The organism is Hyalangium minutum (genome assembly GCF_000737315.1).
Taxonomy (GTDB): Bacteria; Myxococcota; Myxococcia; order Myxococcales; family Myxococcaceae; genus Hyalangium; species Hyalangium minutum.
Map to the genome: position 1 here is coordinate 92,634 of NZ_JMCB01000004.1, position 15,800 is coordinate 108,433.

At 69.3% G+C, this 15,800-nt stretch carries 15 protein-coding genes and 1 tRNA gene; 6 read left to right on the plus strand and 10 right to left on the minus strand.

Translation table 11 applies throughout. The annotated features are described in order from the left end of the window. Nucleotides 1-14: 14 nt before the first annotated feature. Genes DB31_RS11835 through DB31_RS11855 form a run of 5 tightly spaced genes read right to left on the minus strand, consistent with a single transcriptional unit; the run spans nt 15 to nt 7,886 of the window. The gene (locus DB31_RS11835; RefSeq protein ID WP_044186514.1) at nt 15-1,799 is read right to left on the minus strand and encodes a serine/threonine protein kinase; all 1,785 of its coding nucleotides are present in this window, start codon (nt 1,797-1,799) and stop codon (nt 15-17) included. Further along, complete coding sequence (locus DB31_RS11840) at nt 1,799-3,712, minus strand: FecR family protein (RefSeq protein ID WP_044186516.1); 1,914 nt, start codon at nt 3,710-3,712, stop codon at nt 1,799-1,801. The genes DB31_RS11835 and DB31_RS11840 overlap by 1 nt, the downstream gene beginning before the upstream one ends. A gap of 3 nt (nt 3,713-3,715) precedes the next feature. Further along, nucleotides 3,716-4,546 carry a carboxypeptidase regulatory-like domain-containing protein gene (locus DB31_RS11845; RefSeq protein ID WP_083968165.1) on the minus strand — a complete coding sequence of 277 codons (831 nt, stop codon included), beginning with the start codon at nt 4,544-4,546 and terminating at the stop codon, nt 3,716-3,718. Next, nucleotides 4,543-5,991: a hypothetical protein gene (locus DB31_RS11850; RefSeq protein WP_052419898.1), complete on the minus strand. Its 1,449-nt coding sequence runs from the start codon at nt 5,989-5,991 to the stop codon at nt 4,543-4,545. The genes DB31_RS11845 and DB31_RS11850 overlap by 4 nt, the downstream gene beginning before the upstream one ends. Further along, nucleotides 5,985-7,886, minus strand: a complete 1,902-nt coding sequence (locus DB31_RS11855; RefSeq protein ID WP_044186523.1) for a hypothetical protein — start codon at nt 7,884-7,886, stop codon at nt 5,985-5,987. The genes DB31_RS11850 and DB31_RS11855 overlap by 7 nt, the downstream gene beginning before the upstream one ends. Nucleotides 7,887-8,011: 125 nt before the next feature. On the opposite strand from DB31_RS11855, the gene DB31_RS11860 reads away from it, so the two are divergent. The 3 genes from DB31_RS11860 to DB31_RS11870 are packed head-to-tail and all read left to right on the plus strand — an operon-like array spanning nt 8,012 to nt 10,022. Next, nucleotides 8,012-8,215 (plus strand): DNA gyrase inhibitor YacG, encoded by a 204-nt coding sequence (locus tag DB31_RS11860; RefSeq protein ID WP_044186525.1) that lies wholly within the window; start codon nt 8,012-8,014, stop codon nt 8,213-8,215. Then, nucleotides 8,212-8,943 (plus strand): tyrosine-protein phosphatase, encoded by a 732-nt coding sequence (locus DB31_RS11865; RefSeq protein WP_044186527.1) that lies wholly within the window; start codon nt 8,212-8,214, stop codon nt 8,941-8,943. The genes DB31_RS11860 and DB31_RS11865 overlap by 4 nt, the downstream gene beginning before the upstream one ends. Before the next feature lie 17 nt (nt 8,944-8,960). After that, complete coding sequence (locus DB31_RS11870; RefSeq protein WP_044186531.1) at nt 8,961-10,022, plus strand: lysylphosphatidylglycerol synthase transmembrane domain-containing protein; 1,062 nt, start codon at nt 8,961-8,963, stop codon at nt 10,020-10,022. 24 nt (nt 10,023-10,046) lie between these two features. Here the strand turns inward: DB31_RS11870 and DB31_RS48735 are convergent, their stop codons facing one another. The 4 genes from DB31_RS48735 to DB31_RS11885 all read right to left on the minus strand — a co-directional run bounded on the left by DB31_RS48735 (nt 10,047) and on the right by DB31_RS11885 (nt 11,790). After that, entirely contained in the window at nt 10,047-10,211 is a 165-nt protein-coding gene (locus DB31_RS48735) for a hypothetical protein (protein WP_157231941.1), read from the minus strand. Then, a complete protein-coding gene (locus DB31_RS11875) occupies nt 10,208-10,444 on the minus strand; it encodes a ribbon-helix-helix domain-containing protein (protein WP_044186534.1) in 237 nt (78 codons plus the stop codon). The genes DB31_RS48735 and DB31_RS11875 overlap by 4 nt, the downstream gene beginning before the upstream one ends. An 80-nt stretch (nt 10,445-10,524) precedes the next feature. Then, entirely contained in the window at nt 10,525-11,457 is a 933-nt protein-coding gene (locus DB31_RS11880) for an SDR family NAD(P)-dependent oxidoreductase (RefSeq protein WP_052419899.1), read from the minus strand. Between the two features lie 102 nt (nt 11,458-11,559). Next, nucleotides 11,560-11,790 carry a hypothetical protein gene (locus DB31_RS11885; protein ID WP_044186537.1) on the minus strand — a complete coding sequence of 77 codons (231 nt, stop codon included), beginning with the start codon at nt 11,788-11,790 and terminating at the stop codon, nt 11,560-11,562. A gap of 212 nt (nt 11,791-12,002) precedes the next feature. On the opposite strand from DB31_RS11885, the gene DB31_RS11890 reads away from it, so the two are divergent. The 3 genes from DB31_RS11890 to DB31_RS11900 all read left to right on the plus strand — a co-directional run bounded on the left by DB31_RS11890 (nt 12,003) and on the right by DB31_RS11900 (nt 15,342). Further along, nucleotides 12,003-13,196, plus strand: a complete 1,194-nt coding sequence (locus DB31_RS11890; RefSeq protein WP_044186540.1) for an SRPBCC family protein — start codon at nt 12,003-12,005, stop codon at nt 13,194-13,196. An 83-nt stretch (nt 13,197-13,279) separates the two neighbouring features. Continuing rightward, complete coding sequence (locus DB31_RS11895; protein WP_044186542.1) at nt 13,280-13,771, plus strand: FBP domain-containing protein; 492 nt, start codon at nt 13,280-13,282, stop codon at nt 13,769-13,771. Between the two features lie 74 nt (nt 13,772-13,845). Beyond that, the gene (locus DB31_RS11900; protein ID WP_044187169.1) at nt 13,846-15,342 is read left to right on the plus strand and encodes a serine/threonine-protein kinase; all 1,497 of its coding nucleotides are present in this window, start codon (nt 13,846-13,848) and stop codon (nt 15,340-15,342) included. A gap of 217 nt (nt 15,343-15,559) precedes the next feature. On the opposite strand, the gene DB31_RS11905 is transcribed toward DB31_RS11900, so the two are convergent. Continuing rightward, a tRNA-Ile gene (locus DB31_RS11905) sits at nt 15,560-15,633 on the minus strand. Between the last annotated feature and the right edge of the window lie 167 nt (nt 15,634-15,800).

The window sequence follows — 15,800 nt, forward strand, 5'->3', positions numbered from 1 at the left end:
GAGCTCCTTGGGCCTCAGCGCCCGATCGCGAACGGCACCTGGATGGGGACTCTCGGGCGCAACGGATCCGCGGGGAAGGTCACCTTGCTCATCTTCGCCTTCAAGCACTGAACCAGGCTGGGCGTGAGCGGCTTCGTGCCGGTGATCTCGATGTCGGAGAGCGAGCCTGAGGTCTCGACCTTGCTCACGATGGTCACCCGGGTGCCCAGGGGAATTCCCTCGGCATGCTCATCCACGCACTGCTTGAGCTTGCCAAGGTGAGGCGCCATGGTCGCGTTGAGGTCCTCGGTCGTGAGTTGGCCCGGGACGCTCACCTTCTTAGAAGTGGGCTTCTTGGCCTTTCCCTTGGACGGAGACTTCGCAACCTCCGCAGGCTCCTCGGGAAGTGGCTTGGGTGGCTCGACCGCAGCCTGCGCGGCTTCGGGCGGATTGGCCACCGGTGGAGGGGGGGGCGTGGGAGCTGGCTGTGCGACCACAGGCTGCGCCACTGGCGGGGTCGTCACGATGCCCGGCGCTGGAGCCTCGGGCCGAGACCTCAAGTACCAAGCCGCTCCTCCTCCGAGGGCCAGCAGCAAGACCGCCGCGAAGGCTCCTACGGCTGCAGAGAGCCCGGTGCTCCGAGCAGGAGCCGTGCTCACCGGCGCAGGTGGGCTCACCAGGGCGGGCGCGCTGACGGGCGCCGTCACCACGGGGATGCCGTGGGGATCCGACGGCCGGATCAGTGTCTTTTCCAGCCCTACTAGATCCGTCTGCAGCGGGCGGCGGACCTCTGGCTCGGCGGACGGCAGGATCGCCGCCAGCTCCGTGAGCGAGGGCACCTTCGTCTTCTGCTCGACGTGGGACGCGCCGAACAGGTTCTGCATGTAGTGCGCGAGCTGCGATGTACCCGGCACCGAAGGCGTCACCCGCAGGAACTCTTCCAGGTCCGCCCGCATCTCCGCAGCGCTCGCGTAGCGATCCTCGGGGCGGCGCTCCAGCGCCTTCATCACGATCCGATCCAGCGCTGGCGGCACGTCCGGACGCCGCTCGCTCGGTGGCGGAATGGGCTGCGCCATCAGCGCCAGCAGCACGCCGATCTCGTTGTCCTTCTCGAACACGCGGCGCACCGTGAGCAGCTCGTAGAAGGTGACGCCCAGCGAGAACAGATCGCTGCGGGCATCGATCTGCTCACCCCGGGCCTGCTCGGGGGACATGTAGCCCCACTTGCCCTTGAGCAGCCCCGGCTGCGTCTGCGTCATCCGCGACGAGGCCTTGGCGATGCCGAAGTCCAGCACCTTCACCATTCCCTGGAAGGTGACGAAGATGTTCGAGGGGGAGATGTCTCGGTGCACCAGCCCCAGCGGCTGGCCCTGCTCCTGGTAGCTGTGGGCGAACTCCAGACCCTCCAGCGCGGAGAGGATGATGCGAGCGGCGATGGCGATGGGCACGCCCTCACCCCGGGCGTGCGACGCGGTGATGACCGCGTCCAGGTCCTCGCCCGCCAGGTACTCCATGCAGATGTAGTAACGGTTGTCCGCCACCCCCAGATCCGAGATCTGCACGATGTTCGGGTGGTGCAGCCGCGCCGCCAGCCGCGCCTCGTCCAGGAACATGGAGACGAAGTCCCGCGACTGGGTGAAGTGATCCAGCATGCACTTGATCACCACGTCGCGCTCGAAGCCCTCGGCGCCCAGTTGCTTGGCGAGGAAGATCTCCGCCATGCCGCCCTCGGCGAGCTTGCGCAGCAGCACGTAGTTGCCGAAGCGGCGGGGCGTGGTGACCGGCCGTGTCAGGGGGATCACCGCGGGGGGGGAGCTCATTACCGGGGACTCCGAAGGGTACGGACCCAGTATGCCTCGCTTTGCCCCGAGACGAGACGGAACACCAGGGTATCCGCTGCGGGCACACGCTGGGAGAAGCGGCCCTTGGCGTCGAGTGCGACAGCCTGGCCGTTGAGGAAGAGCCGCGAGCCCACGGGCACCACGCCCTCCACCGGCACTTCGCCTTTGCCTCGCTTCTCTCCCGGGCGGGGGCGGCTGAGGGCCAAACCCCGGCGCTCATTGTCGTACACCAGCTCAAGCTTGTTCATCCGGCCGCCTGCCAGCTCGTCTCCCCCCGGGCCGAGCGCCGCCACGTACCAGAGATAGCGCCCTTCGGAGAGCGAGCCCGGATCCAACGTGTACTGGGTCTTGTTCGTCACCCGCTGGAGGATCGGCGTCTTCATGTCCGAGGCTCGGTAAAGACGCAGTTGGTAGGAGCGGGCGCCCTCGCGCGGCGAGAACGTGAAGTGCAGCGCCGGAGCCGCGCTCTGGAAGAGGACGCGGGCGTTGAGGCCCGTCTCCATCACCTCGGCCTTGGGGCTCTCGGTGGTGAGTGAGGAGCGTCCGCGATCGGGCTCGAAGCGCGCCGAGCCCTGCGTGCGCACCGCCCCGTCCTCCCCCAGGAAGCGCCAGTGCAGCTCGCCTCGGGCCGGTGGTTCTACGCGCACCCAGTCTGCTCCCACGCGCCCCACCAGCAGCGGCTTGCTGAACGAGGGATCCGGAGACACCTCCACCCGCAGGGGTCCTTTCGCGCCGGAAGGAACCTGGATCCCCGCCCCAGGCGTCCCGTCCGAGAACACCCGCGTCTTGAGGTCCGCTGGCAGCACGAGCGCCGGGGCGGGCTCGCGCGAAGCCTGCGTCGCCGCCGCAGCCCGGTTCACCTTCTCTCCGGCTTGGACCACCGTGGACTTCCCATCGGCCAGCAGCTCGGCCTTGCCTGTGAGCACCTGCACGGTGGATCCAGCTTCGGGCGCGCTCACGGCGATGGTGCTCTGCTCGGAGACCTTGAGCTCCACCGGCCCCCGGCCATCGCTGAGCTTCAGCGTGTGCTTCCCCGCGCCGAACTGGAGCCGTGCCGAGCCCCGGCTGAGCTGCAGCGCGTAGGTCCGCTGCTCGCCCTCGCGCGACGCCTCCTGGAACGTCCCTGCCGAGTCTCCCGCGAGGTTCACCTGCAAGTCGTTGGAGACCAGCCGGGCGCTGGACTTCGCGGGAATCTCGAACGCCGAGCCGGGACCCAGCTCCTGGGACTGCTCCGGGCCGAGTTCCGTGAAGGCGGACTCCTGCGCGCCCTTGACGCGGGCCTTGCCGTCCTGAGGCTCCAGCTTGAAGACGATCAGCTCCGCGCGCACCACTGGCACAGGGACCTGTTTCGGCTCGCGCACGTCGAACACGATCTCCTTGCCCACCACCATTGGCACCGACTGCCCATCCGTGTCGATGACGCGGATGTCGCCGAACTGGACCGTCAGCTTGGGCTGTGGGGCCCGGAGGTCGAACACGATGGTGGATGCGGTGACCATCTCCGCCCGGCCGAAGGAACCCGTGACGGTGAGCCCTCCGCCGCCCTCCTTGGGAGCGCTGGAGACGACGCGGCCCGCTTGGACTTCCACCGTGAGCGCCCCAGGGCCGCCGTTGATGCGGAAGCGGCTGTTCTCGCCCACGTCCAGCTCGGCGCCGTTGATGTACCGCACGCGCGCGGTGCTGCCCTGGCTCGTGACGATCGTCTCGCCGGGGTACAGGGGCTCGTTCGCCTGGGCGGGCCGAGCCGCCGCGTCCTGCTGCACCGTCACCTGTCCCTGCACCTGGGTGAGCGTCGCGATCTGCGGCGCAGAGGGCGGGGTGGGCTTCTTGTCACACCCCTCGCATCCCCAGAGGAGCAGGAGCAGCGGAAGCGTGAGGGAGAGGGCTCGCAAGGATCAATTCTCCTGCGGTGACAGGTCCACGTAGAACAGCGCCTGGTCTCCAGCGCCCACGTCCACGGTCTTGGCCTGCGAGAGATAGCCAGGGGCCTCGAAGGTGACGCGGTAGCGTCCGGCCGGCAAGCGCAGCTCGAAGTCCCCCGAGGGCTTGGTGCGCGCCTTGAGCTTCGCCTCGGGGATGCGGAGGGTGGCCGAGACAGGACGCCCCAGCGTGGAGCGGACGCGCCCACGCATCCACGCGCGGATCTCCTCGCCCTTCTGCATGAGGACCTCGACCGACGTCTCCCCATGCGACGGGACGACCACCAGCTCTTCTTTGGGTCGCACGCCTCCGCCCGCAAGCTTCAGCGCGACGGGACCCGGCCCGGCCTCCGGCACCACGAAGAGGCCCGTCGAGTCGCTCTTGGCCACCACGCGCTCGCCGATCATCACCTCGACCTCTGGGACAGGGACCTTCGTGCCATCGCGGCCCTCCTCGCGCAGGACGCGGCCCTTCACCACTCCAGGGCCGGGGATGCGCTCGAGCGGCAGGAACACACTGGCCTGTCCACCGGCGGGCAGCACCACCTGGCGCTCCACCTGCTGATAGCCCTCCGCCGAGGCGCGCACGGCCACGGGCCCGGAGGCCAGTCCGTCCATGCGGAACGCACCGCTGGCGTCGGCCCTGGCGTCCTTGCCGCCCACCTGGACGCGCGGGCTCTTCAGCGGGAGCGAGGCCTGCGGACGCAGGGTGATCCACACCGTCCCTGTCTCCTCGGCCGCGGGAGGATCGGCCAGCGCCACGCTGCTCAGCAGCAGGAGCACTCCTATCGTCAGGCACCGGGTCATGGCGACGGGCCCCCGCCGAACACGAACTGGTACCCGGCCGCCAGGGTCAGGCCGCCCAGGTTCCCGCTCACGCTGTTGCGCCCAGGTGCATAGGTCCACTCGAGCTGGCCACAGAGGCGGCCAGGGCCCACGCTCCACGCGGCGCCGCCTCCCACGGACATGGCGGGCCCCACCGAGCGGAGCTCCTCCTTCACCGACTCGCTTCCCGGGAACTGAAACTCCACCGGGCCGCTCGCGGCCAGCAAGCCCACGGACGCGTCCGCGAAGAGCACCCCGCGCGTCAGGAACGGATGACTCCACCGCCCGCCCGCCCGGATGCCCAGGCCACCGAGGGTGAACGTCTTCGTCACGGTGTCGCCGCTGGAGGTGGTTCGCTCCTCGGTCACCTCTTTGTTCTTCTTGAGCTCCACCAGCACCAGCGCCTCCCACGGCCGCTGCGCCAGCCTCAGCGCTCCCTCCACCCGGAGGCCCGCGCCGTTCGCGCGCGCGGTGTTGCTCTGGCCGAACAAGAAGAAGCCTGCGGTGCGCTGCCACGGTGTCCACGGAGAGCCCGAGGCCAGAGGCCCTGTGCCGGCGCCACCCGGCTGACCGTTTCCGGTGCCAGGTCTCCCCGCCGAGGCCACGGGCGCCGCCACCGGCTCGAGCGGCAGCGTGAAGGCGCGCTCCGTCTCCTCGATGGGCGCGGCGGAGATGTGCACCGGAGCGCCCGGCGCCGGGGCGGTATAGGGCAGCTCGAAGGTGCCGCCCTCCTTCGGCGAGATGGGGCCGAGCGTCCCGCGATCCACGGTGATGGCCAGAGGAGGGATGGCGGCGGCCGGGTTGCCGCTCTCGTCCACGACGAAGCCCTGCAGCGATACGGGCTTGCCCTGAACGGGCGGATCCAGCGCCACGAGCCGGATGCGGGCGAACGTCGGCTCGGGGAGGGCCACTGTCTGCGTGCGTGCGCGGCCCGAGCGCTCGGTGGCGGTCACCTCGGCGCTCGTTACCCCAGGCGGCACCTTCACCGGCACGGAGACCTCGCCGCTGGCCGAGGCCGTGACGGGCCCATAGGAGGCAGCCCCCACGAGGACCTTCACGCGCGAGCGCGGAGCCACGCGGACGCGCAGGAGGTGGTTGCCATGGACGGGCAGGGCGAGCCACGCCCCGGAGTTGCTGGCGCCGCGTTTCACGGTGGCATGGAACAGGGCCACCTGTGGGCCCTCCTGCCCGGCGGGCTGGTAGGTGGCGCGAAAGGTGCCGTCCTCGGCGGCGACAGGCTCGGTGACAGATCCTGCGTTGACGGTCAGGGACACCTGGACATCGCGCAGGGGCTTGCCCGTGTCATCGAGCGCACTGAGCTCGATCCGGGCACTGTCCCCGGAGGTGACGAAGGCCTTGTCGGAACGCAGCGCGACAGCCTGACTCGTGAGGGTCAGGACCAGGAGAGTGAGGGGCGCTGCTACCATGGTGCCTGGCGGTCAATCCTTTCGCGCTGCCGCAGTCTACGCGAACGCTCCCAGGGGCGCGACGCCGCGAGGAGGAGAACGAGCCAGCTCACGAGGTGGCCCGGCAGCGTGGCAGGCTGGCTGCCGCACCCGACGTTCACGTCCCTGTCTCCCACGTGGAGGGTGACGCTCTTCTCCGGAGTGAGCGGGATGCCATTCTCCCGCGTGTACAAGGCCGTGAGACGCATGGACTGGTCCTGCTGCGCCGAGGCCTGGGCGGTGATGCGCACCGTCAGCGTCTTGCCCGGCTCCAGCGGGAGCTCGGCGGCGTTGTCCTGGAGGGTGAGGGGCGTTCCATCCACCTCGGCTTTGACCTTCGTGAGGCCCTCGGTGGACAGGTCCAGCACGCCCTGGGGGACGGGCTCCGAGCTCTTGTTCTCGAGCTTCACCTCGAACTCCACCTGGGCGCCCGGCTTCGCCAGCGCGCTGTCCTCCTTGGAGCGGAGGGAGAGTTCCACGAGGGGATCGCTGCACTTCGGTTGGATGTGCAGCTCGAAGAGCTCACCGAGGATGGGGGTGCCGTCAAAGGCAGGCCGGACGACCAGCCGCTGCGAGAGGTCAGCGGGGCAGCCCGCCAGCGCCACCGAGGCCTTCCACACGCCGGGGGACGGCTGGGAGACGGGGCCGACGAACAGCGGCTGGTCGGCGGTGAAGCTGAACAGCTTCTCCGAGGGCGCCAGCGGCTGGTTGCACGTGTCCTTCAGCTCGAATTGGAGGAGCAGTTGATCGATGTAGGAGGTGAGCGTGGGCTCCGGGTAGAGCTTCCCCACGTACGAGAGGCTCGAGTGCTGCGGGCTCGGCAGCCGCTTCCAGGTGATGGTGAGATCGCCTACAGGCTCCCCCTCGTGGAGGACGAAGGGAACGTCCACGTCGTCGGTGCTGATCCACGTCACGGACTGGGCGCTGCCTTGCAGGATCCGGACAGCGCAGTCCGAGTCGCGGGTGTCTCCTGCCTGGGTGGGGACGAGGCTCACCGCGCTGCCGACGGGCCGGCACAGTCTCACGGTGGCTGGCTCCGGGGAGGGCTGGCCCTGGTCATTCACCACCTGCAGGGTGAACGTCGTCGATTCGCACGTCCCCACGAGCTTGCGCGTGGGCACCACCGAGACCTTGGGGTACAGCACCGGGAGGGTGGAGCTCTGCGCGTTGAGGTTCGCTTGCGCGACATCCTGGATCGTCAGCTGGTAGTTGCCCGGCGCCGGGAACGTGAGGGTGAAGGTCCTCTCTCCGTTGTCCCGCAGGGGCTCGAAGTTGCTCTCCAGCGGCAGCTCGGGGATGGAGAGGTTGGAGGAGAGGATAAACCGGCCCGCGTACCCGACGGCCTTGTTGTTGAACTCGTCGTAGGCCTTCACCTTCACCTGGGCGGTGTTCCCGGGGCGCAGCGTGGTGGGCACGGCCGTGAACTCCAGGCGGGCCGTGTAGCCAATCACCACCGAGATGGGCCGGGACGCGCCCGGATTGAGGCCCAGCACCCCGTCGGTCGCGATGAGCATCACGCGTCCCAGAGTCGAGGCCTTGTAGTACACCCTCTTTCCGATGGAGCCGAAGGGGATGAGGGTCTCGGTGATCGGGGCTTGGAGGCACCCCGGCAGATCGTGGAAGGTGCCCAAGGGCTGGTTTTGACCCAGCGAGACGTTGACGGCGTACCCCAGGTTGACCCCCATGCCCGCCAAGGTCTGCGTCTGCACGGTGACAGCGATGCACTCGTTCTGCTTGATCTCCAGCGGTGGGCCGTCGAAGCCCAGCTTCCAATCGGAGAGCGGCAGAAGCTGCGGCGAGGGCGTGGCCGCCACCAGCAGGGGCGCGAGCAGCAGCAGGGTGCGCATGCGGAGCCAGCGGCTCTGGGGGTGGTTCATCGTCCCCCGATATTAGAGATGCGTGCACAATTGTTGCAATAATGCGCTGTGGGTGTGGGCGCGGGAGGCCTCGCTCGGTGCTGGCCGTGGAGGGCCGCAGGGCTTATTGAGACAGGGAGATCCCCATGCCGTCCCCTCAATGTCCCATCTGCCAGAAGCCCGTGGCTCCGCGCGCGGAGAACCCTTCCTATCCGTTCTGCTCCCGGAGGTGCCGGGCGGTGGACCTGGGCCGCTGGCTGGGCGAGGAGTACCGCATGCCCGAGCAGCGGGGGGACGAGCGGGAGGATGAGCTGCCGCCCGACCACCCCGAGCGGGGGAGCGACGCGTGAGCGGGTGGGTGGATCTGCACTGCCACCTGCTGCCGGGCGTGGATGACGGGGCGAGGACGTTCGAGGACAGCCTGGAGATGGCGCGGGCGCTGGTGGACCTGGGCTTCTCCACGGTGGCCCCGAGTCCCCACGCGCGGCCCGAGTACGCACCGGCCGAGCTCGTGGACCAGCGGCGCTCCGAGCTGCGCGCGGCCCTGGCGCGCGAGGGGATTCCGCTGACGCTCGGGCGCAACGCGGAGAACGTGCTGGACGAGGCCTTCCTTCGGAGCCTGGGCACTCCGGCGGCGCGCATGCTGGGAGAGGGCCGGTACGTGCTGGTGGAGCTGCCGTACACCACGCCCGTGCCAGCGCTGCTGGACATCCTCTTCCGCATCCGGACCCAGGGGGTGACGCCTGTGCTTGCCCACCCGGAGCGCTGCCTGGAGTTCGAGCGCAAGGGCCGCGCGGCGGAGGCGGTGCGGTGCGGCGCGCTGCTGCAGCTGGACGTGGGGGCGCTCACCGGGCGCTACGGGGGGACGGCGAAGAAGCTGGCGCGCGAGTTCCTGGAGCAGGGGCTGTACGGGCTGGGCGCCACGGACCTGCACTCGCCCGTGGGGGCGAGGGATTGGCTGGGCCGGGCGTTCACGGAGCTGCGCGCGAGGGCAGGGGAGCAGGCCTTCGGCCGCCTCATGAGGGACCACCCTGCACGTCTGCTGGCCGGTGAAGCCCTGGAGTCCGAGGGGGAGTGACGGTATACCCGCCCGCTGTGAAGCGTGCTCTGAAGCTCGTGGCCAGTGTGCTGGTCACCCTGCTGTTTACCTGGTGGGCGTTCCGGGAGACCGACTGGAGGGCCCAGTGGGCCAGCCTGCGCTCGGCCAACTATCTCTACGTGGTGCCGTACTTCGGCATCCTCACGTTGATCCACATCTGCCGCACGGTGCGGTGGGGGTGCCTGCTGTCGGGCATCCAGAAGGTGCCGTTCCGGCCGCTCAACGAGGCCTCGGGCATCGGCTTCATGATGTTGCTCGTGCTGCCGTTCCGCCTGGGCGAGTTCGCCCGGCCCTTCCTCATCGCCCAGCGCAGCTCCATCCGCCGCAGCGCGGCGATGACATCCGTGGTGCTGGAGCGCATCACGGACGGGCTCCTGGTGGCCACGCTGCTGCGCGTGCTGCTCTTCTTCATCCCCGAGGAGACGGCGCAGGTGCGCTACGTGAAGCTGGGCTCCACGCTGATGTTCGCCGTGTTCGGCGGTGGGCTGGCGTTCCTGCTCTTCGCACGTTGGCAGCATGACCGCGCGGTGCACCTGGTGCGCATCACGGTGGGGCGGGTGTCGCCAGGACTGGCCCACAAGATGGCGGACGTCGTCGACGGCTTCGTGGGGGCGATGCGCCAGCTTCCGGGGCCGGGGCAGCTCGCGCTCTTCTTCGCCCTTACCCTGACGTACTGGGGGCTGAACGGCGCGGGCATGGCGCTGGTGGCGCGGGCCTTCGGCTGCGTGGGCGTCACCGACGCCGCGTGCCAGCCCATGAGCCTGACGCTCTTCCAGGGCTACGTGGTGATGACGGTGCTGGTGGTGGGGCTGATGATCCCGGCGGCGCCCGGGATGATGGGCACCTTCCAGGCGGCGACCAAGGTGGGCCTCGGCCTCTTCTTGCCCGCCACGGTGGTGAACGCGAGCGGGCTGGCCTACGCGAACGTGGTGTGGCTGTGCCAGACGGTGCAGCAGGTGGGCTTCGGCCTGCTCCTGCTGTCCCTGGGGCACCTGTCCTTCAAGGACATCGCCAACAAGCTGGACAAGGAAGGCGAGGCCTCGGCGCCCATGGCGTGAGGCCCGCCGCTTCCGGGCTCGGGACTACAGCTCCTCGTTGAGCCAGCGGATGATGGCGCCCTTGATGGAGGAGGCGGCCTCCTTGCGTGGCGCGGGCTGCGAGGGACGCGTGTTCTGCAGCTCCCGGAGGAAATCCACGGGCAGCGCGTCGCGGATGTGGCGCGTGTCCTGCACGGTGGCCGTCGTCACGGCGTGCCCCCGCGGCCGTACTTGGAGAGCAGATCCTCCACCGCCTCGCGGAGGTACTCGCTCTGGGCGATGCGCGAGCGCCGGGACAGCTCGCGGAGCTTCTGCACCTGCTCTTCGGCGACGAGGACGTGGGTGGATACGACTTCGGCCTCGGGACCGGCGCGGCGCTCGCCGGTGTCGACCGGAGCCGACACGGTGTCGGCGCTCAACGGGCTGATGTTGCCATCCTGCATCGGGGGCCTCCTGCCTGACGGGCTGCTACAGGCCGCTACTGGCCTGTGGGGAGGCATTAGGAGGTCGCCAGGGCCTTCCGTCAAAAAAAGTACCCACGGCTGTGTGCCAGCCACCGCCAACCCAGCAGCACGGGCACGGCGAGCAGTCCGAGCAGCAGCCCCGTGCGCAGAGGCGTCGAGTGACGCCAGGGGGCGCTCAGGGCGGCGGAGGGGGTGGGCGCGAGCGGCTGGCTCGAGGCGGGTGCGGCCGGGCGGAGCGGACGCCGGATCAGGGTGCTCAGGAGCCGAGGGCGCGGGGCCGCGCCGTTGACGTAGACCTCGCGCTTGGGATGGCGGGCGCTCCGGACGATGGCGCGGGCAATGCGATCGGCGGCGTAGAGGGGCTCGAGCGGCTTCACGCGCTTGTGGGTGGCGGAGGCGCCCTGGTGGAGGAGCGGCGTGGTGAGCGTCGCGGGGAGCACGGTGACGACGCGGACGAGAGCGTCCCGGCCCTCTTGGCGCAGCGTCTCGGAGAGCCCGCGCAGGGCGTACTTCGAAGTCGCATAGGCGTTCTGGTACGGCGCGCCCAGGGTGCCGAAGACGGAGGAGACATTGATCAGCACGCCGTGGCCCTGCTGGTGGAAAGTGGGCAGGGCGGCGCGAGCCCCCTGGAGGTAGCCGACGAGGTGCGTCTCGACGCGCTGGCGGAAGGCGTCGGGCGGCGTGTCCTGGAGGCCGACGAAGAGGGACTCCTCCGCGTTGTTCACCCAGACGTCGATGCGCTGGAAGGCCCCCGCCGCGAGCTGTGCGAGCTCATGCGAGGAGGCCTCGTCCGTGACGTCGGCGGGGAGCACCAGGGTCCGCGCGCCCAGCCGCTCACATTCGGAGGCCAGCTGGCGCAGCGCGGACTCGCTGCGCGCGGTGAGGACCACGGTGGCGCCCTTGCGGGCGAACCGAAGCGCCGTGGCTCGGCCAATGGCGCTGGAAGCTCCTGTGATGACGACGACCGACTCGCGCAGTTTTGTGGCGCCCATACCCCTCCCGTGCTTGGCCTCCTCAAAATGGCCCTCTCCGCGGGTTCAGCGAGGCAGGAGGGGTGGAATGAGGGCTCTCCCGGTGCCCTGGAGGGCAGCCGGTCAAGCGATGATGTCCGGCTTGCCGGGGGGCTGGTCGGGGACCGGCGGATCCTGAATCCCAGGAACGGGCTTGCCCGGCTCGGGCCCCCGAGGCGGCGGATCCTTCTCTGGAGGCTGTTTGGCGGGAGGGTCTCCTTCGGGTGCTTTCTCGGGAGGAGGCTCTCGCTGAGGAACTTCGGGGATGGGCTCCTTCACGGGCGCTTTCGGCGGTGGCGGAATCTCGACAGGCATGGTCCCTCATCAGCACGGGCGAGCGCTCGGGCGTGAGGCCCACGCCTCGCCCTGGGTTCGAGCCTTCAAGGTGTCCATCCCGCGAGGCCGGTGCAGTGGGACTGTCGCCGGGTCAACGCGAGGCAGACGGTGAAGGAGTTCCTTGCTCGGTTGCTGCTCAGGGGCAGCGTCGCCTTCACGTTGAGGAGGCGAACACAAAGGGAGGCCAGGTGATGACCAGAGCACGGTGGGTACTCGGCGGCGCGGGGCTCGGAGCGGCGGTGATGTACTGGGCGGATCCACGCAGCGGGAGGGCCCGCCGGGCGCACGTCCGGGAGAAGGCGTGGCACCTGATGCTGAGCGTGGGGGATGCGTTGGAGGTGGTGGGGCGGGACATGGCGCACCGGGCGCGAGGGCTCGCGTTCAAGCTGCGCAGCCGGTTCCACGAGGAGGACGTGGACGACGTGACGCTGGAGGCGCGCGTGCGCTCGGCGCTCGGGCGGGTGTGCTCGCATCCGGGGTCGATCCAGGTCTCCTGCCGGCAAGGGCGGGTGGAGCTGAAGGGGCTGGTGCTGGCCAGCGAGGTGAAGCAGGTGCTCGCGCAGGTCCGCCATGTGCGCGGGGTCCAGGAGATCGACGATGACCTGGAGCCGCATCCGGAGGCGGGGAACCATCCGAAGCTTCAAGGGGGCATCGAGCGCCCGGGGGTGCGGCCGGAGTTGATGCAGCGGAGCTGGTCTCCGTCGGCGCGGTTCCTGGTGGGGCTGGGGAGCCTGGGGCTGCTGGCGTATGGGCTCTCGAGTCGAGGCGTGGTGCGGTGGGGGCTGGGCGGGGTGAGCTTGCTGCTGGGAGTGCGCAGCGTGACGAACGTGGAACTGCGGCGGCTGACGGGGGTGGGGGTAGGGCCGCAGGCGCTGACGCTTCATAAGGACATCACCGTGAGCGCGCCGGTGAATGAGGTGTTCGCGTTCTGGCAGGCCATGCACAACTTCCCGCGCTTCATGCGGCACGTGGAGGAGGTGCGGCTGCACAAAGAGGGCCGCTCGAGCTGGAAGGTGCGCGGGCCGGCGGGCATTCTCTTCGAGTGGGACGCGGTGACGACACGTATCGAGCCCGGGAAGCTGCTCGAGTGGAAGAGCGTGGAGGGGGCGATGGTGGAGAACGCGGGCTGCATCCGCTTCGAAGATGTGGGGAACGGGCGGACGCGGCTGGACATCCGGCTGTCGTACAACCCACCGGCGGGAGCCATCGGGCACGCGTTCGCGCGGCTGCTGGGGGCGGATCCGAAGAGGCAGATGGACGATGATCTGCTGCGCTTCAAGTCGCTGATGGAGCTGGGCAAGACGACAGGGCACGAGACGGTGCGGCGGGACGAGCTCGTGCCAGGGCGTGGGGTGGAGAACTGGGTCTACTCGGAGCGGGGCTGAGCGGTGGCAGGGTTGCCTGCTCGGTTCGGGTGGATCCGGACGGGGCTGCTTGTTAGGCACAGAACTTCACCCAAGGAGTAGCTGTGTTCCGACTCGAGACAGATCGGGCCCTCATCGAGGCCTTTCGCCCGCGGGATCGCCGGGTGATCGAGATGCCCGAGAACGTGATGTTCCCGCTCTTCGTGCGCGACTACCTGGCGTGGACGGAGACGTCGGGGGCACGGGTGTACCTGGTGTTCGCCGCGCCGGTCAGCCGCAAGCCGATTGGCATCATCTTCCGGAGGGAGTCGCAGGACAGTGGGGTGGGCACGTCACGCATCTGCGAGTGGTGCCACAGCTACGGCTCGTCGAGCGAGGTGGGGCTGTTGACCACGGACGTGAACAGCAAGCGCCGGGTGGGGGTGCACCTCTGCCTGGACCTGCGGTGCAAGGAGAAGCTGGAGGACGCGGCGGATCGGGCCGGGCGGCATCCGATCGAGATCCTCAAGCAGCTCCAGGAGCGCATGTTCCGCTTCGCGCACGAGGCGCTCGGCATCGAGGCCCAGCCCACGTCAGATCGGGCTGTCGTTCCGTAGGAAGCGAGCGGGAGACCCATGAGGTAGGGTAGGGTGCTGAGGAGCGGATGTCCGCCCTGCACTGGAGCCCACCCATGGGGAAGCGAGAGCCCTTGCTGGAAGAGAACCCGCGCTGCTTGCCAGTGGGGATGCAGGTGGGCCCGTGGCGGGTAGTGGGCTTCGGAGGGCTGGGGGCCTACGGCACCACGTATCAGGTGGAGCGGGTGGGGCGCGAAGACGAGGGACCGTTCGCGCTCAAGCTGGCGGTGTACCCGGGAGATGAGCGCTTCGAGCGCGAGGCGAAGCTGCTCTCGCGCATCCGCAGCCCGTTCGTTCCGCGGCTCCATGATCAGGGCGTGTGGGAGTTCGCTTCGGGCCGCCATCCCTATCTCGTCATGGACTGGATCGACGGCGAGCCGCTGTATGAGTGGGCCGCGCGGCGAAACCCCTCGCAGCGGCAGGTGCTGGGACTGGTGGCGCAGGTAGCGCGAGCCCTGGCGGACACGCATGCGGCCGGGGGCCTTCACCGGGATGTGAAGGGCGCGAACGTGCTGGTGAGGCGCGCGGACGGTCAGGCGATCCTCACGGACTTTGGCGCGGGGGACTACCGGGGAGCGGAGACGTTGACGTCGAAGCTGTTGCCCCCGGGGACGCCGGCCTACCGCAGCCCCGAGGCGTGGGCATTCCTGAGTGCATTCCGGCGGCACCCCACCGTGCACTACCCGGCCAGCACGTGCGACGACCTGTTTGCCTTGGGAGTGATGGCGTACCGGCTGGTGACGGACCAGTACCCGCCGTTGACGAACCCGTCGGTGCCCGGCTCGGAGGTGTGGCGAGAGGGAGGGGGTGGGCCGCGTCCGCCGAGTGCGCTCAATCCGCAGGTGGGCTCTGAGCTGGACAGGCTGATTCTCCGGCTGTTGGCGGTGGCTCCCGAGGAGCGATTTCAAGGTGTGGCGCAGGAGGCCGCCCAGGCAGCGGAGCGGGCCCGAGAGAGCATTCCCCCCGAGAGAGACACGCCGTTGTTCCGCTGGAGCTTGGGGCGTGGCCCGGGCTGGCGGTCACCGGAGGCGGTGAAGTGGGCAGAGGAGCGGGAGGCAGAGAGAGCGGAGCTCGCGCGGCGGAGGGCGGAGGAACGGGTTCGGGCCGCAAGTGCTGCGGTGCAGGTCCGCCCTGTCGAGTTCACGTGGACATGGGGTGTGGAGGGCGCAGCTGCGGCGGTGGCGGTGCTCCTCCTGCTCATGGTGGGCGCGGCGCTGAACCGTGCCCACGAGTTGCTCGAGGGCGTGGCTGCGGAGGGGGCGGCTGTGGCGGTGGGGGATCGCCGACTCCACGTGCCTTGCGAGACGTGCGCTCGGAAGGAGCGGGAAGAGAGCACTGCCACCGTGACCCAGCCGCTGCCCGAGAAGCCGCTGCCAGGGCAGCGCAAGCCACCGTGCAACAAGAACGGACAGACGGAACTCAGGGGTGGGTGTTGGTACCGGCTCAACGATGCCAAGCCCCCCTGCGCAGAGGACAACTACGTGTGGCAGGGAGCCTGTTACGCGCCGGTGCCCGCTTCCACGCGGCCCCAGCCCGCAGCGGATCCGCCGTAGCCGCCAGGAATCTCACGCTGCGGAGGGAGCACCATATAAAGGTGGGAGTCAGTGGGGGCCTCTCCTCCGCAGGAGGGCCCTGGTTGGTCGTCACAGCTGACCAGTCAGCTGTGGCGAACGCCGACTCCCCGCTGAGTGGTGACCGGAACGCAGCGAGTCGCAAGGGTCGGACAAAGAAAAGCCCCGGAATCACTCAAGAAAGTGACTCCGGGGCTTGTGGCCAGGGTCGGACTTGAACCGACTACCTGCGGATTATGAGACCGCCGCTCTAACCAGATGAGCTACCTGGCCGTGATGTGGGCGCCCTTACTACTGCTCCTGCATGCGCCATGCAACTGGTACGGACTGCGTACCGGGTGGAGCCCTGAAACCGGCTCCACGGGCGGCTCTATACCACACGGTTTTCCGGGGGCAACGAGAAGGATGCGCTCTCGCAGCGTGCCCTGTTCAAGAGGTCT

What these genes read in the sequence shown, in the direction of transcription:
- DB31_RS11860 (WP_044186525.1), top strand. Translation starts at nt 8,012, where the DNA reads ATGCCGTCCCCTCAATGTCCCATCTGCCAGAAGCCCGTGGCTCCGCGC.
- DB31_RS11885 (WP_044186537.1), bottom strand. Translation starts at nt 11,790, where the DNA reads ATGCCTGTCGAGATTCCGCCACCGCCGAAAGCGCCCGTGAAGGAGCCC.
- DB31_RS11835 (WP_044186514.1), bottom strand. Translation starts at nt 1,799, where the DNA reads ATGAGCTCCCCCCCCGCGGTGATCCCCCTGACACGGCCGGTCACCACG.
- DB31_RS11880 (WP_052419899.1), bottom strand. Translation starts at nt 11,457, where the DNA reads ATGGGCGCCACAAAACTGCGCGAGTCGGTCGTCGTCATCACAGGAGCT.
- DB31_RS11900 (WP_044187169.1), top strand. Translation starts at nt 13,846, where the DNA reads ATGGGGAAGCGAGAGCCCTTGCTGGAAGAGAACCCGCGCTGCTTGCCA.
- DB31_RS11875 (WP_044186534.1), bottom strand. Translation starts at nt 10,444, where the DNA reads ATGCAGGATGGCAACATCAGCCCGTTGAGCGCCGACACCGTGTCGGCT.
- DB31_RS11850 (WP_052419898.1), bottom strand. Translation starts at nt 5,991, where the DNA reads ATGGTAGCAGCGCCCCTCACTCTCCTGGTCCTGACCCTCACGAGTCAG.
- DB31_RS11855 (WP_044186523.1), bottom strand. Translation starts at nt 7,886, where the DNA reads ATGAACCACCCCCAGAGCCGCTGGCTCCGCATGCGCACCCTGCTGCTG.
- DB31_RS11890 (WP_044186540.1), top strand. Translation starts at nt 12,003, where the DNA reads ATGACCAGAGCACGGTGGGTACTCGGCGGCGCGGGGCTCGGAGCGGCG.
- DB31_RS11845 (WP_083968165.1), bottom strand. Translation starts at nt 4,546, where the DNA reads ATGACCCGGTGCCTGACGATAGGAGTGCTCCTGCTGCTGAGCAGCGTG.